This window comes from Noviherbaspirillum sp. (genome assembly GCF_036846085.1).
GTDB lineage: Bacteria > Pseudomonadota > Gammaproteobacteria > Burkholderiales > Burkholderiaceae_D > Noviherbaspirillum.
In genome coordinates this window covers 1-15,130 of sequence record NZ_DAIUCO010000121.1, presented here as the reverse complement: position 1 = coordinate 15,130, position 15,130 = coordinate 1, and the positions used below count along the sequence as shown (strand labels likewise).

General features: G+C 62.2%; 16 protein-coding genes. 3 read left to right on the top strand and 13 right to left on the bottom strand.

The window, feature by feature from the left end; all coding sequences use genetic code 11:
* Positions 1–110 precede the first annotated feature (110 nt).
* Complete coding sequence (locus V7080_RS14875; RefSeq protein ID WP_334189174.1) at positions 111–569, top strand: Lrp/AsnC ligand binding domain-containing protein; 459 nt, start codon at positions 111–113, stop codon at positions 567–569.
* A 31-nt stretch (positions 570–600) separates the two neighbouring features.
* Here the strand turns inward: V7080_RS14875 and V7080_RS14870 are convergent, their stop codons facing one another.
* The 4 genes from V7080_RS14870 to cysT are packed head-to-tail and all read right to left on the bottom strand — an operon-like array spanning position 601 to position 4,389.
* Positions 601–1,527 carry a CysB family HTH-type transcriptional regulator gene (locus tag V7080_RS14870; protein WP_334189173.1) on the bottom strand — a complete coding sequence of 309 codons (927 nt, stop codon included), beginning with the start codon at positions 1,525–1,527 and terminating at the stop codon, positions 601–603.
* A 12-nt stretch (positions 1,528–1,539) separates the two neighbouring features.
* Complete coding sequence (locus V7080_RS14865) at positions 1,540–2,607, bottom strand: sulfate/molybdate ABC transporter ATP-binding protein (protein WP_334189172.1); 1,068 nt, start codon at positions 2,605–2,607, stop codon at positions 1,540–1,542.
* Between the two features lie 2 nt (positions 2,608–2,609).
* A complete protein-coding gene (cysW, locus tag V7080_RS14860; RefSeq protein WP_334189171.1) occupies positions 2,610–3,509 on the bottom strand; it encodes a sulfate ABC transporter permease subunit CysW in 900 nt (299 codons plus the stop codon).
* Position 3,510: 1 nt separating this feature from the next.
* A complete protein-coding gene (gene cysT, locus V7080_RS14855) occupies positions 3,511–4,389 on the bottom strand; it encodes a sulfate ABC transporter permease subunit CysT (RefSeq protein WP_334189170.1) in 879 nt (292 codons plus the stop codon).
* Positions 4,390–4,771: 382 nt separating this feature from the next.
* On the opposite strand from cysT, the gene V7080_RS14850 reads away from it, so the two are divergent.
* Entirely contained in the window at positions 4,772–6,478 is a 1,707-nt protein-coding gene (locus tag V7080_RS14850; RefSeq protein ID WP_334189169.1) for a long-chain-fatty-acid--CoA ligase, read from the top strand.
* A 78-nt stretch (positions 6,479–6,556) separates the two neighbouring features.
* Here V7080_RS14850 and V7080_RS14845 read toward each other — a convergent pair whose 3' ends face one another.
* The 7 genes from V7080_RS14845 to V7080_RS14815 form a co-directional block, all read right to left on the bottom strand.
* A complete protein-coding gene (locus V7080_RS14845) occupies positions 6,557–6,772 on the bottom strand; it encodes a TOBE domain-containing protein (protein ID WP_326860582.1) in 216 nt (71 codons plus the stop codon).
* A 40-nt stretch (positions 6,773–6,812) separates the two neighbouring features.
* Complete coding sequence (locus tag V7080_RS14840) at positions 6,813–7,655, bottom strand: ATP-binding cassette domain-containing protein (protein ID WP_334189168.1); 843 nt, start codon at positions 7,653–7,655, stop codon at positions 6,813–6,815.
* A 10-nt stretch (positions 7,656–7,665) separates the two neighbouring features.
* Positions 7,666–8,505: an aliphatic sulfonate ABC transporter permease SsuC gene (gene ssuC, locus V7080_RS14835; RefSeq protein ID WP_334189167.1), complete on the bottom strand. Its 840-nt coding sequence runs from the start codon at positions 8,503–8,505 to the stop codon at positions 7,666–7,668.
* A gap of 10 nt (positions 8,506–8,515) precedes the next feature.
* Positions 8,516–9,670 (bottom strand): FMNH2-dependent alkanesulfonate monooxygenase, encoded by a 1,155-nt coding sequence (ssuD, locus tag V7080_RS14830; RefSeq protein WP_334189166.1) that lies wholly within the window; start codon positions 9,668–9,670, stop codon positions 8,516–8,518.
* 209 nt (positions 9,671–9,879) lie between these two features.
* Positions 9,880–10,857 carry a sulfonate ABC transporter substrate-binding protein gene (locus tag V7080_RS14825; protein ID WP_334189165.1) on the bottom strand — a complete coding sequence of 326 codons (978 nt, stop codon included), beginning with the start codon at positions 10,855–10,857 and terminating at the stop codon, positions 9,880–9,882.
* A 134-nt stretch (positions 10,858–10,991) separates the two neighbouring features.
* Positions 10,992–11,582 carry an NADPH-dependent FMN reductase gene (gene ssuE, locus V7080_RS14820; protein ID WP_334189164.1) on the bottom strand — a complete coding sequence of 197 codons (591 nt, stop codon included), beginning with the start codon at positions 11,580–11,582 and terminating at the stop codon, positions 10,992–10,994.
* Between the two features lie 29 nt (positions 11,583–11,611).
* Positions 11,612–12,619 carry a sulfate ABC transporter substrate-binding protein gene (locus V7080_RS14815; protein WP_334189163.1) on the bottom strand — a complete coding sequence of 336 codons (1,008 nt, stop codon included), beginning with the start codon at positions 12,617–12,619 and terminating at the stop codon, positions 11,612–11,614.
* A gap of 156 nt (positions 12,620–12,775) precedes the next feature.
* Between V7080_RS14815 and V7080_RS14810 the strand changes: the two genes are divergently transcribed.
* The gene (locus V7080_RS14810; RefSeq protein ID WP_334189162.1) at positions 12,776–13,228 is read left to right on the top strand and encodes a methyltransferase family protein; all 453 of its coding nucleotides are present in this window, start codon (positions 12,776–12,778) and stop codon (positions 13,226–13,228) included.
* Positions 13,229–13,235: 7 nt separating this feature from the next.
* On the opposite strand, the gene V7080_RS14805 is transcribed toward V7080_RS14810, so the two are convergent.
* Positions 13,236–13,577 carry a hypothetical protein gene (locus V7080_RS14805; RefSeq protein WP_334189161.1) on the bottom strand — a complete coding sequence of 114 codons (342 nt, stop codon included), beginning with the start codon at positions 13,575–13,577 and terminating at the stop codon, positions 13,236–13,238.
* Between the two features lie 79 nt (positions 13,578–13,656).
* A complete protein-coding gene (locus V7080_RS14800; protein WP_334189160.1) occupies positions 13,657–14,949 on the bottom strand; it encodes a HupE/UreJ family protein in 1,293 nt (430 codons plus the stop codon).
* Positions 14,950–15,130: the final 181 nt, after the last annotated feature.

The window sequence follows — 15,130 nt, the reverse complement described above, 5'->3', positions numbered from 1 at the left end:
GCAAGGGGGAGGGAACCTTACGGAGCGCTGGGAGAACTTGGTTCGTAGCGCGCACTTGATTTGCAATGCATTCATAGAAGCTAAACCGAACAACAAAACATCCACCCCCCATGCTCGACAAAATCAGCAAAAACATCCTCTCCGAACTCCAGAACGATGGCCGCATCAGCAACGTCGAACTCGCCTCACGCGTCAACCTCTCGCCAGCGGCGTGCCTGGAGCGAGTACGACGGCTGCAGGACACCGGCTACATCATGGGCTACACCGCACAGCTCAATCCCGAGCTGCTCGACGTGGCGCTGCTGGTGTTCATCGAAGTGGTGCTAGACCGTACGACGCCGGATGTCTTCGACGCGTTCAAGCGTAGCGTGCAGGCGATTCCCGAGGTACTCGAATGCCACATGGTCGCCGGCGGTTTCGACTATCTCGTCAAGGCGCGGGTAAAGGATATGAATGCCTACCGGGAATTTCTCGGCAAGTCGCTGCTGCAGTTGAAAGGCGTGCGCGAGACGCACACCTATGCGGTGATGGAGGAAGTGAAGTACACGACCCGGCTTCCGATCAGATAGCCGGAAAAAGCCGGCCGGTCGATGTCGTTACTTATGCGCCGGCATTGAGCGCCGTCTCGATATCCTGGCGCCGCAGTTCCGGGGCGAACTGCAGGATGAAGTCATAGATGTAGGAACGCAGGTAGGCGCCGCGCCGCACCGCAAGGCGCGTAACGTTGGGTGCAAACAGGTGGGCAGCCTCGACCGCGCGCAGGCCCGGCGCGAGATTGTGGTCGGCTGCCATCGAGGCGACGATGCCGACGCCGAGCCCGAGCGCGACATACTGCTGGATCACGTCGGAATCCATCGCGGTCAATACGATATCGGTCGGGATCTGCGCTTCACGGAATGCATCATCGATATGACCGCGCCCGGTGAAGCCGACGTCATAGGTGATCAGCGGATAGGCGGCGAGGTCCTGCAACGATACCTTGCCGATGCGGGTCAGCGGATGTCCTTCCGGCACGGCGATGACGTGGCTCCAGCGATAGCACGGAAAGGACACCAGTTCCTCGAACTGGCTGAGGCCCTCGGTCGCGATGCCGACATCGGCCTTGCCGGAAATCACCCACTCGGCGATATGCTCCGGCGAGCTTTGCTGGAGTGCCACGCGCACATCCGGGAACGACGCGCGGAAGGACTGCACCACCTGCGGCAGCACATAGCGTGCCTGGGTGTGCGTCGTGGCGATCGCCAGCGTGCCGCTTTTCTCGCCGGCATATTCCTGGCTCGCCTGGCGCAGGTTTTCCGCTTCGAGCAACAGGCGCTCGATAATGTGCAGGATGCCCTTGCCCGGCTCGGTCAGCCCGGTCAGCCGCTTGCCGTTGCGCTCGAAAATCTCCACGCCGAGTTCTTCCTCCAGTTCGCGGATCTGGCGGCTGACGCCGGGCTGCGAGGTGAAAAGAACGTTGGCAACCTCGGTCAGGTTGTACCCCCGGCGGGCCGCTTCCCTGACGGAACGTAGCTGCTGAAAATTCATGCCGGTCTCCGCTTACACCGCTTCATCGACGAATACGCGCAGCCGCTTCGGCCGCACCACCAGCGTGTCGCCTTCCACCAGGCCGAGGTGCATGTACCGTTCGGTGGAAATCACGGCTTCGATGAGCTGCTTGTTGTCCGCCCGTTCGAGGTCGAGCTGCGCCAGCGGACCGATCGCATGGGCGCGGCGCAGGCGTGCGACGATGCCTTCAGCGTCGCCGGTATAGCGTTCGATCTCGATGTCATGCGGACGCACGTAGCCGACGCCGGTGGCGTCGCGCGCCTGCGCATGGTCGGGCGCATCCAGCGCAACGCCGCCCGCATCCAGCACGCCTTCATGCACCCGTCCATGGAACAGGTTGACGTTGCCGAGGAAGCCGTAGACGAAGGGCGACGCGGGATGATTGTAGACATCGTTTGGCGAGCCGATCTGTTCCACCTTGCCCTTGTTCATCAGCACGATGCGGTCGGCGACTTCGAGCGCCTCCTCCTGGTCGTGGGTGACGAAAATACTGGTGACATGCAGCTCGTCATGCAGGCGGCGCAGCCAGCGGCGCAATTCCTTGCGCACCTTCGCGTCGAGCGCGCCGAACGGTTCGTCGAGCAGCAGCACGCGCGGCTCCACCGCGAGCGCGCGGGCCAGCGCGATGCGCTGACGCTGGCCGCCGGAGAGCTGCGGCGGATAGCGGTCGGCCAGCCAGTCGAGCTGCACCAGCTCCAGCAGCGACATCACCTTCTTCCTGATCTCCGTCTCGGACGGACGCACGTTGCGCGGCTTCACGCGCAGGCCGAAGGCGATGTTTTCGAACACGCTCATGTGCTTGAACAGCGCATAGTGCTGGAATACGAAACCGACCTGGCGCTCGCGCACGTGGTGGCCCGACGCATCCTCGCCGTCGAGGAACACCTGGCCGGAATCCGGCTGCTCCAGTCCGGCGATGATGCGCAGCAGGGTCGTCTTGCCGCAGCCGGACGGGCCCAGCAAGGCGGTCAGTTCGCCCGGCGCGAAATTCAGCGATACGTTGTCGAGTGCGACGAAGTTGCCGAAACGTTTCTGGATGTGTTTGACTTCAATGCCCATGATTATTCCTGGTCCGTTTGCTGGTGAGGTCCGTGCGCGCGCCATTCGATGAAGGACTTCAGCGCAAGCGTGACGAGTGCGAGCAGCGCCAGCACCGAGGCGGTGGCGAAGGCGGCGACAAAGTTGTATTCGTTGTACAGAATTTCCACGTGCAGGGGCATCGTGTTGGTCTCGCCGCGGATGTGCCCGGAGACGACCGACACCGCGCCGAACTCGCCCATCGCGCGGGCATTGCAGAGGATCACGCCGTACAGCAGGCCCCATTTGATGTTCGGCAGCGTGACATGCCAGAAGGTGCGCCAGCCGGACGCACCCAATACCAGCGCCGCCTCTTCCTCTTCCGTGCCCTGCGACTGCATCAGCGGGATCAGTTCGCGGGCGACAAATGGAAAGGTGACGAACATGGTGGCGAGCACGATGCCCGGCACCGCGAACAGGATCTTGATGTCGTGCTCGGCCAGCCACGAGCCGAACCATCCCTGCGCGCCGAACAGCAGCACGTAGATCAGGCCGGCGATCACCGGCGACACTGAGAACGGCAGGTCGATCAGGGTAAGCAGGATGTTCTTGCCGCGGAATTCAAATTTCGCGATGCACCATGCGGCGGCGACGCCGAACACCAGGTTCAGCGGCACGGCGATCGATGCGGTCAGCAGCGTGAGCTTGATTGCAGCCACCGCATCGGGCTCGATGAGCGCGGTGATGTAAGTGTCCCATCCCTTCTTCAGCGCCTCGGTGAAGACGGCAATCAGCGGGATGAACAGGAACAGGGTAAGGAATGCAAGAGCGATGCCGATCAGCAGCGCGCGCACCCATAACGGTTCGACCGTCGCGGCCGGCGCATAGGCCGGTTCGCCGCGCGGCTGGGCGGAAATGGGAAGGCTAACGGCGGCTCCGGCCATATCAGACTTTCTCAGGCCGGCCGCGCTTGCGCGTCCAGGCTTGCAACAGGTTGATGGTAAGCAGCAACAGGAAGGACACGATCAGCATCACGACCGCGATGGCGGTGGCGCCGGTGTAATCGTATTGTTCGAGCTTGGTGATGATGAACAGCGGCGTGATTTCCGACACCATCGGCATGTTGCCGGCAATGAAAATCACCGAGCCGTATTCGCCGGTGGCGCGGGCGAAGGCAAGCGCAAAGCCGGTCAGGAAGGCCGGCAGGACGGTCGGGAAAATCACCCTGGTGAAAGTTTGCCAGCGATCCGCGCCCAGGCTGGCGGCGGCTTCCTCAAGCTCGCGCTCGGCTTCTTCCAGCACCGGCTGCACCGTGCGCACGACGAACGGCAGGCCGATGAAGGTCAACGCGACAAGGACGCCGAGCGGTGTGAAGGCCACCTTGATTCCCAGCGGTTCCAGGTAACGGCCGATCCAGCCGGCCGGCGAGTACAGCGCCGTCAATGCGATGCCGGCGACGGCGGTCGGCAGCGCAAACGGCAGGTCGACCAGGGCATCGATCAGCTTCTTGCCGGGAAAGCGGTAACGCACCAGTACCCAGGCCACGATGCCACCGAAAAGGACATTGAGCGCGGCCGCGATCAGGGAAGCGCCGAAGGTCAGCCGGTAGGACGCCATCACCCGGTCGGACGTTACCGCGGACCAGAATGCGTCCCACGACATGGTGAACGTTTTCAGGAAGACCGCTGACAACGGGATGAGAACGATGAGCGCGAGATACAGCAGTGTGAATCCAAGCGACAGATTGAAGCCGGGCATGACCCGCTTCGGACCGCTTCGCGATAGTCCGCCCTTGAATCCCCATGTTGCTATTGCACCAGCCATGCTTCTCCCCTTGCGCCGCTCCATGTCGTTCCCCCGATTGGCGATACTTGCCGACGGATTCGGGGTGTTGGTGATCGATGGAAACGACTGCTTATTACAAAAACAGCTATAGAGGCGCAATAATTGCACTCAGTCGTTATAAACAAAACGACTTTTTTTGCATTTACATAGGACGATTTCAAATAAGGAGAAAAGCCGGCTATGCCGAAAGGCGTTGCCGAGCGGATTAAATCAGCGATCTGGTGTTCATGCGCCGGCAAAGATGCTTAAATAATCCGGCGCGAACCGGGGCACTCCCTTTTGCGCCAGGATCGCCTTTGACAAGGCATGCCGTGCAAGTCCGATATAAAAAATCTGGTACAGACCATAAGCGGAGACAACAATGAACCTTCAACAGCAAGCAGCCGACCTCGCGGAACATCGTCCATGGCTTTCTGCCTATCCGCCCGGCGTGCCGGCGGACATCGACACGACGCAATACAGATCGCTGGTCAAATTGATCAACGAAAGCTTCGAGAAGTTCGCATCGCGGCCTGCCTACGTATTCATGGGCAAGGAATTCAGCTTCGGCCTGACCGACAGCATGAGCTGGAAACTGTGCGCGTATCTGCAGGGACTTGGCCTGGCCAAGGGCGACCGCGTGGCGATCATGATGCCCAATGTGCCCCAGTACCCGATCGCCGTCGCCGCGATCCTGCGCGCCGGGATGGTGGTGGTCAACGTGAATCCGCTGTACACCCCGCGCGAGCTGGAGCATCAGCTGAAAGACTCCGGCGCCAAGGCGATCGTCATCATCGAAAATTTTGCGAACACGCTCCAGCAATGCATCGGCAATACGGCGGTCAGGCATGTCGTGCTCGCGTCGATGGGTGACATGCTCGGCCCGGTCAAGGGCAGCATCGTCAACTACGTCGTGCGCAAGGTGAAGAAACTGGTGCCGGCGTTTTCCCTGCCGGGCGCGGTGCGCTTCAACGATGCCATCTCGCACGGACAGGAGCGAAAGCCGCAGATCGTCGATGCCGGTCCCGACGACGTCGCTGTCCTTCAGTACACCGGCGGTACCACCGGCGTGTCGAAGGGCGCCGTGCTGCTGCATCGAAACCTGATTGCCAATGTCCTCCAGTCCGACGCCTGGAATGCGCCGTCCATGAGCAAGGTGCCGGACAATGAGCAGCCGACCGGCGTCTGCGCGCTGCCGCTTTACCATATCTTCGCGTTCACCTGCTGCATGATGCTGTCCCTGCGAACCGGCGGAAAACTGATCCTCATCCCGAATCCGCGCGACCTGAAGGCCGTTTTCAAGGAGCTCTCCACGCAGACTTTCCATGCCTTCCCGGCGGTGAACACCTTGTTCAACGGGTTGGCGAACCATCCGGACTTCCACACGGTGAATTGGAAGAACCTCAAGGTGTCCCTCGGCGGCGGCATGGCCGTGCAGGCCGCGGTCGCCAGGCAATGGCTGGAAAAGACCGGCTGCCCGATCTGCGAGGGCTACGGCTTGTCGGAGACGTCTCCCAGCGCGAGCTGCAATCCGACCACGAACACCGCGTTCTCCGGCACGATCGGCGTGCCGCTCCCCGGCACCCTGATGAAATGCCTGGACGACGACGGCAATGAAGTGCCGGTCGGCCAGCCGGGCGAGATCGCCATCAAGGGTCCGCAGGTGATGGCGGGCTACTGGCAGCGGCCCGATGAAACCGCCAAGGTGATGACCGCGGACGGCTTTTTCAAAAGCGGTGACATCGGCGTGATGGACGCGCGCGGCTACTTCAAGATCATCGACCGCAAGAAGGATATGGTGCTGGTCTCCGGTTTCAATGTGTATCCGAACGAAGTGGAAGACGTTGTCGCCACGCTGGATGGCGTGCTGGAATGCGCGGTGGTGGGCGTGCCCGATGAAAAGACGGGCGAAGCCGTCAAGTTGGTGATCGTGAAGAAGGACGCGGGGCTGACCGAAGAGAAGGTGCGGGAGTATTGCCGGGCGAACCTGACCAGCTACAAGCAGCCGAAGGTGATCGAGTTCCGGTCCGATCTTCCCAAGACACCGGTCGGCAAGATCCTGCGCAGGGAGCTTCGCGACGCGAGATAGCCAACGACATCGCCGAATCGTTGAATCGGCGGATGATGCCGGAATGCACCGGCATCATCCGCCGTACCGCCAATCCCGTTACAGCTTCGCGATCGATACCTCCGTTGCCTTGACCAGCGCGACGACTTCGACGCCTGGCTCCAAGCCGAGATCGCGCACCGAGCGGCTCGTGATCACCGAGGTGACGATACCCGCCGGCGTTTCGATATCGACTTCCGATACCACCGGTCCGTCGATGATGGCTTTCACCTTGCCGCGAAACTGGTTGCGTACGTTGATTGCCTGAATGCTCATGATGTTCCCTTTTGGTGTGATTGAACGAAGTAAGAAATGATCAGATGGCCCATGCGACCTGGCCGACTGTTTTTTGCAAGGACACATCGCCGAGCGGCGTGTCCGGTCCGGAAGGCGCGTGCTTCAGCACCCGCGCCAGGATGCGTTCTTCAAGGTGAGCGAACGCGGCGTTGCCGCGTGCCCGCGGACGCGGCAACGAAATCCGTTCGTCGAGCGTGATCTGTCCATCCTCGATCAGCACCACGCGGTCGGCCATTGCGATCGCTTCCTGGACGTCATGGGTGACCAGCACCGCGGTGAAGCCGCGTTCCTGCCACAGCGATTCGATGAGCTGCTGCATTTCAATCCGCGTCAGCGCATCGAGCGCGCCGAGCGGCTCGTCCAGCAACAGCAGCCGCGGCTCATGGACCAGCGCGCGCGCCAGGGCCACCCGCTGACGCTGGCCACCGGACAGGACGGCAGGCCATTCCCAGGCCCGGTCCTCCAGGCCGACATTGCGCAGCGCATCGTTGGCCTTTGCCTTTCGTCGCGTCAGCCCGAGGCTGACATTGTCGAGCACCCGTTTCCATGGCAGCAGGCGGGAATCCTGGAACATGATGCGCGTCTCCGGCCGGCCTGCGCCGGCATCATGCGCGCCGAGCGTGATGGTGCCCTCCTCCGCGCGCTCGAGGCCGGCGATCAGCCGCAGCAGGGTGCTCTTGCCGCAGCCGCTGCGCCCGACCACGGCGACGAATTCACCGGGCTCGATCTGCAGGTCGATGGCTTTCAGCACATCGCGCCCCGCGTAGGACTTCCACACATCCCTCACCACCACCCGCACGCCATGGCTGGCGGCCGATACCACGTCCTTCACCTTCCGGCGTTCAATGTCAGTGTTTTTCATGTCAGTCGCCTTATTGATAACCGGGATGCCAGCGCAGCGCCGTGCGTTCGAGCGTACGCGCCAGCACGTCGGCGAGTTTGCCCAGCAATGCATACAGCAGGATGCCGACCAGCACGACGTCGGTCTGCAGGAATTCGCGCGCATTCATCGTCATGTAGCCGATGCCGGATTGCGCCGAGATGGTTTCGGACACGATCAGCAAGACCCACACCAGTCCGAGCGAGAAGCGCACGCCGACCAGGATCGACGGCAATGCGCCCGGCAGGATGACGTCGCGGTACAGCGCCCATCCCGACAGGCCATAACTCTTCGCCATCTCGACCAGCCCCTTGTCGACCGAGCGGATGCCATGGAAGGTATTCAGGTACACCGGGAAAAATACCCCCACCGATACCAGGAACAGCTTCGCCGCTTCATCGATCCCGAACCACAGGATCACCAATGGGATCAGGGCCAGCGCAGGAATGTTGCGCACCATCTGGATCGTCGTGTCGAGCAGGGTTTCGGCCTGCCTGAAGGTGCCGGTCAGCAGTCCCAGCAGCAGCCCGAGCCCGCCGCCGACGGCGAATGCCGATGTCGCACGCCATGCGCTGACGCGGACGTGTTCCCAAAGCTCGCCTGACGCCGCCAGCGACCATGCACTGCGCAGCACGGCAAGCGGCTCCGGCAGGATGCGGCTGGACAGCCAGCCGGCCTGGGCGGCGATCTGCCAAATGATCATCAGTGTTGCGGGCACCGCCCATGGCGCGAGGCGGGCGAGTGCCTGCCGGTTCCACGGGATTGCCGGAAGTCCGCGCGATGCGGGAGATGCGCGCGCGGCGACCTGCGCCTGTGCAGTAGTTGCAGACATGGGCGTCTCCTTAGCTTTGCGAAACCTTGGGAAGGAATCCATTCGCCACCACTTCGCCGAACGGCCCGGTCAGCGACCCTTCGTCGTTGCCGTTGCGCTGCCTGCCGAGGAGCGGAAAAACCAGTTCGGCGAAGCGATAGGATTCTTCGAGATGCGGATAACCGGAGAAGATGAAGGTTTCGATGCCAAGGTCGGCATATTCGCGGATGCGCGCCGCCACGGTTTCCGGATCGCCCACCAGCGCCGTCCCTGCGCCGCCGCGCACCAGTCCGACGCCCGCCCACAGGTTGGGCGACACTTCCAGCTTGTCGCGCTTGCCGCCGTGCAGGGCCGCCATGCGGCGTTGTCCGACCGAGTCCATCCTGGCGAAGGCAGCCTGGGCGCGCGCGATGACTTCATCATCGAGGTGGCTGATCAGTTCGTCCGCCGCCTTCCATGCGGCCTCGCTGGTCTCGCGCACGATGACATGCAGGCGGATGCCGAAGCGCACGGTGCGGCCGTGCTTCGCGGCGCGGGCGCGGATGTCGGCAATCTTTTCCGCCACTGCCGCCGGCGGTTCGCCCCAGGTCAGGTAGACATCGACCTGTTCCGCGGCGAGTTCATGGGCGGCTTCCGACGACCCGCCGAAGTACAGCGGCGGATACGGCTTCTGCAGCGGCGGATACAGGGTCTTGGCGCCCTTCACCTTGATGTGTTTTCCATCGTGGTCGAATCCGGCATCGCCGCCTTCGCCCGACAGCGCGGCACGCCAGACCCGCAGGAATTCGGCAGAGATTTCATACCGCTCTTCATGGCTCGCCCAGAGGCCGTCCGCTTCCAGTTCGCCCTGATCGCCACCGGTCACGACGTTCACCAGCAGCCGTCCACCCGACAGCCGGTCGAAGGTCGCCGCGGTGCGGACCGCGAGGCCGGGGGAGCTGAGTCCGGGGCGGATGGCCACCAGGAATTTAAGATTTTTCGTCGCGCCGATCAGGCTCGATGCCACCACCCACGGATCTTCGCAGGAACGGCCGGTGGGGATCAGCACGCCGTCGTAGCCATTGGTGTCGGCGGCCACCGCCACCTGGCGCAGGTAATCGTAGGTGACCGACCGCGCGCCGCGCGTCGTGCCGAGGTAGCGGCTGTCGCCGTGGGTAGGGAGAAACCAGAACAGGTTGAGGCTCATGTGAATTCCTTTCGTTGCACGATGTACGGCTTATTGGAAGAAGCGGGTTGCCGGGCCGCATCCTCGACCCGTATCGGTTTCGGTATCAGGTTCTGCCGGGAGAAGGCATCGGCGATCACCTGCCGCGTTTCAGCAGCGTCAGGTTCACCGAGCCCTTCTGAATGCCGATATGGCGTTCATTCCTGACCGAAGCCGTCATGGGTTCGTTGCTACAGCTTGGTGAGCAGCGTTGCGTCCTTGACGGCGATCTTCTTCGGAATCAGTTTCAGGGCGGCGAAGGTGTCGGCAATCTTTTGCTGTTCCACCAGCACCTGCTCGGTGATCGGCTTTACGCCATAGGTGTAGCGCGAGGCGGCCAATTCGACGATGGAGGCATCCAGCCCGATCTGGCCCGACAGGATGCTCGCCGTCTCCTTGATGTTCTTCGCCGCCCACTCGTCGACCTTGACCAGTTCGTCGATCACTTCGCGGATGACGTCCGGGTTTTTTTCCGCATAAGGCCGCGACGCCAGGAAGAACTGATGATTGGCCACCAGGCCCTTGCCGTCGGCGAGGATGCGCGCGCCGAGCTGCTTCTCCGCCGCCGCGAGGAACGGGTCCCAGATCACCCAGGCATCGACACTGCCCCGCTCGAACGCGGCACGCGCGTCGGACGGCGGAAGAAACACGGTCTCGATATCCTTGTAGTCGAGGCCGACTTTTTCCAGCGCCTTCACCAGAAGATAGTGAACGTTCGACCCCTTGTTGAGCACAACCTTCTTGCCCTTCAGCTCGGCCACGCTTTTCAGCGTCGAGGTTTTCGGCACCACGATGGCTTCACTCAGCGGCGACGGCGGTTCATTGGCGACATAGACCAGGTTCGCACCGGCGGCCTGGGCAAAGATCGGCGGCGCCTCGCCCACCGTGCCGAAATCCACGCTGCCCACGTTCAGGCCTTCGAGCAGCACCGGGCCGGACGGGAATTCGTTCCACTTCACCTCGATGCCCTGCGGCGCGAGTCGTTTCTCGAGCGTGCCGCGCGCTTTCAGGATGGTCAGCGTGCCGTATTTCTGGAAACCGATCCGCAGCGTGCGCTTGCCTTGCGCAAGACCGAAGGAAGGGAATGTGGCGGTGACTGCGCCGAGTGCGGTGGCGGAAAGCAATCCGAGGGCGCGCCGTCTGGCGTTACGTTTGTCGTTGGAATACATTTTTTGTCCTTGTTCTGAAAAATTGAAAAAAGCATCCCCCTCCGCCATGGGAAGCGGTTTCGACAGCCGCGTGCCGGCGGCCTTGGAAGAAGGGGGAATTACCTGTGGGGCGTGTTACGTCCAGTCGATGACCGTCAGACGCTACATCGCACCTGGGAGAACGGTACCGGGATGAACTCGGCGGAACGGGCGGCGCGCAGCGCGTCGAGATTGCCGGCAAGGTGCTCCACGCCGTCGTGGATACGCTGCAGAATCGCGGGATCGATCGTCAGGCCTTTGTCGCCGGACCAGCCGACCTGCGCATCGGTTGCGTAGATGCTCGGCAGCACGTGCCTGGCCCCCAATCCGGCAAGGACCGGGCGCAGCGCATAGTCGAGCGCCAGCATGTGCGACTGGCTGCCGCCGGTGGCGATCGGCAGCACCAGCTTGCCGGTGAAGCCATCCTGCGGCAGCAGGTCGAGAAAGATTTTCAGGACACCGCTGTATGCCGCCTTGTAGACCGGCGTGCCGATGATGACCGCATCGGCCTGTTCGACCTGTACCCTGGCTTTCTTGATATCGGCATTGCTGAAATCGGCCTGCAGCAGCGCTTGCGCCGGCAGGTCGAGCACATGCAGCTTGGTCGAACGGTGTCCCAGCGTGGCGAGCCGGTCGCCGGCGTAATGCAGCAGCCGCGTGGATCGCGATGGAATCGACGGACTGCCGGCGAGCAGGAGGACTGTCATGGTTTATCCGATCTATTCGCTGTGGGCGCTTATTTCTTGCCCGGCTGATAGATCTGGTCAAACGATCCGCCGTCGGAGAAGTGCGCTTTCTGCGCGGGAGCCCAGCCGCCGAATACTTCCGCGATGGTGAACAGCTTCACCTTCGGGAATTGCGCCTCGTATTTCTTTGCAACCTTCTCGGATACCGGCCGGTAGTAGTTCTGGGCGGCGATCTCCTGGCCTTCGTCGCTGTACAGGTACTTCACATACGCTTCCGCCACCTTGCGCGTGCCTTTCTTGTCGGCCACCTTGTCGACCACCGCGACCGGCGGCTCGGCGAGGATGCTGACCGTGGGCGCAACAACTTCAAACTTGTCCGGGCCGAGTTCCTTGATGGCGAGAATCGCTTCGTTCTCCCAGGCGAGCAGCACGTCACCGATGCCGCGCTCGACGAAGGTGGTTGTAGAACCACGCGCGCCGGAATCGAGCACCGGCACATTCTTGAAAATCTTCGTGACGAAATCCCGCGCGGTCGCATCATTGCCGCCCGGCTGTTTCAACGCATAACCCCATGCCGCCAGGTAATTCCAGCGTGCACCGCCGGAGGTTTTCGGATTTGGCGTAATCACCGAAACGCCCGGCCTGGCGAGATCGTTCCAGTCCTTGATGCCTTTCGGATTGCCCTTGCGGACCAGGAAGACGATGGTGGAGGTGTACGGCGAGCTGTTGTTCGGCAGGCGCTTTTGCCAGTCGGTGCCGATCAGGCCGCGCGCCGCGATCTCGTCGATATCATAGGCAAGGGCGAGTGTGACGACATCGGCGCTCAGGCCGTCGATCACCGAGCGTGCCTGTTTGCCCGAGCCGCCGTGCGACTGCTTGACCGTGACATTGTCGCCGCCCTGGGCTTTCCATTGCTTGGCGAATGCCTTGTTGAAATCCTGGTAAAGCTCGCGGGTCGGATCGTAGGAGACGTTGAGCAGGCTGACGTCCGCCGCCCATGCGGACGGCGCGGCAAGCGCGAGTACAAATACCGATTGAACAAGTTTCTTGAGCAGCATATCTTCTCCCTGGAGGTAGTGGAATGGCGATGATGTCGCAAGGTTAAAGAGACGCTTGCCAAAAGCGAACGAATTGTTTTGCGGTTCCTTATTTGATTTGTGCATATCGCAGCGTCGATTCGTTGCGAATTCGCATGCATCCGGATCGGAGGCAGCATGGGTCAGCGCGGCGAGATGTGGGTGGCGGTCCAGGCGGTGCTGCTGGTCGTGTTCATTGCCCTGCCTTCAGGAAAGGCTCCCTGGCCCTACGAGATGGCGTTTCGTGCCTTTGGATGGGTTGTTGCCGGCTTGGGCATGCTGCTGCTGGCTCGCAGCGCCTTGAATCTGGGTCGATCACTGACGCCGCTGCCGCGTCCGAAGCCGGACGGCGAGCTGGTCACCAGTGGCGCTTACCGCTTCGTGCGGCATCCGATCTACCTCGGCGTCTTGCTCGCCTGCCTCGGCATCGCGCTCGCCACGACCAGCGGGCTTCGACTGGGCCTGACGCTGATCCTGTTCATTTTCTTCGACATGAAGGCGCGCAAGGAAGAGCGCTGGCTGGCGGAACGCTATCCGGACTATGCGCAATACCAGGCGCGGGTGAAAAAACTGATTCCGTGGATCTACTGAGCGCGGCTTACTTCTTCCCTTTTGGCGGGCCCTTCATCGGTTCCTTCGTTGGTCCCGTGGTTGATCCCTTAGTTGGTCCTCTCGCCGGCCCCTTTGCCTGTGCATTCGTCGGTCCCGGCCGCTTCGGCGCCACATGCGGACGCGATTTGTTGCGCTGTTCGTAGATCGTCCTCGCATCCTGTTCCGCGCGTTCCTGCGTGCGCATTTCCGGCAGGTCGTCGTGCAGGGTGAAGAAATCCGCAGCCTGCGCGCGCATCACGTGCTTGATGGCATCTTCATCGCTGACATCGAAAAATTCCGTCATCAGGGTGGTGACTTCGTCCAGGTATTGCTCGTAGGTCATTGGCATGGCGGGCACAGGTATCACAGGTTCGGGAAGGGCGGCCAGTATAGCGCGCCGCGGCAACGCGCCGGCCGGTTGCCGCCATTCAATCAAGTCGCGGCGTGTTCAGCGTCGTGCCGCGCCCTTGGCGCTTCAGCACTACCCGGACGGCAGCGGCGACGGCAAGAAGGAAGACCGCCAGCAGGACGGGCACCGTCAGCGCATCGGCCGCGGTCGACCAGTCCGCTTCCTTCAGCGCGTCGGCCCGTTCGGTCAGCCAATGCCAGGCGGTGTGGCCGATCAGCAGGCACAGCACCGCGGTAATGATTTTTTCCGGAGCGACCCGGGTGCGGTACAGGAGTATCAGGGCAGGCATGGCAATCACGAGCACCAGGAGCTGGCCGAGTTCGATGCCGATGTTGAAGGCCAGCAGCGACAGCAGAAGATGCGAACCGGCGAACTGAAGCTGTGACTGCAGCAGGAAGGAAAAGCCGAAGCCGTGCACCAGGCCGAAGATGCCGGTGACCAGCCATCGGCGCCGCATGTCCGGTTTGATGAGGTTCTCGACCGCCATGTACAGGATCGATGCCGCGATCAGGAATTCGACCAGCGGCACGAACCAGTCGCCCGCGGGCACGAAGCGGTAAGCGGCGAACAGCAGCGTGATCGTATGCCCGACCGTGAACGCCGTGATCACCCCGACGAGATTCCAGTCCAGCCGGCGGAATGGAATGACGAGGCACAGCAGGAAGAGCAGGTGATCGGGGCCGTCGAGGATATGCGCGAACCCCGATTTCACGAACGTCCACGCGGCCTGCTGCCAGCGCGGATCAAGCGCGATCGGGTCCGATCCCGCCGAAAACTCATAGGCGCGCACCACCCCTCCCGGAGCGATGTAGCGCAGGTCGACCTTCAGCCGGTCGCCGAGGCCGGGTGCGATATGGAAATCGAATACGAAACTCGATTGCACGGATTGGACCGGGTATTCGAGATAGGCGTCGAAATAGCCCTGGTTCCAGAACACATAGCTGTTATCGGGCAGTTTGGGGCCAAGCAGCAGCGTGCGGGCGCTGTCGAAACTGTCGAACGAACGATCCGACGGCAGCGAGATGCGCCCTGTTCCCTGCGCCATCGACAGCCACCTGCCATCCTCGAACAGATCGATACCCTTGTCGGTCGCCTCGATCGCGCGCGCGATGCCGGGCTCGATCTGGCCCAGCGCAAGATAACCCGGCCCCTGCTTGGGCAGATCGACATTCAGGAGCAGCGCGAGCGGAATGCGCACGAGCACATGCAGGCGGTCGCCTTCCGGTTTCACGAAGGCGTGCACGCGCATCTCGCCAGCCAGGTCGTGCGCAATGGCAGGCGGCGCGAATGCGGCGAACAGGCAAAGCAGCATGGCGATGCATGCGCGCAGGATCAGTCCACTCGCCCCTAATGTTGATTGCTGTGGTGACCTCGATGTTGCAAAAGATTTTGGAGCGAGACTGCGTTCAAATATAGAGGCTGTGGCTGTTGAATTCCGCTTGGACGCTGCCGGGAAAGTGGCGTGCTGAGCGGATAAAGAAGCGAAATTTGTC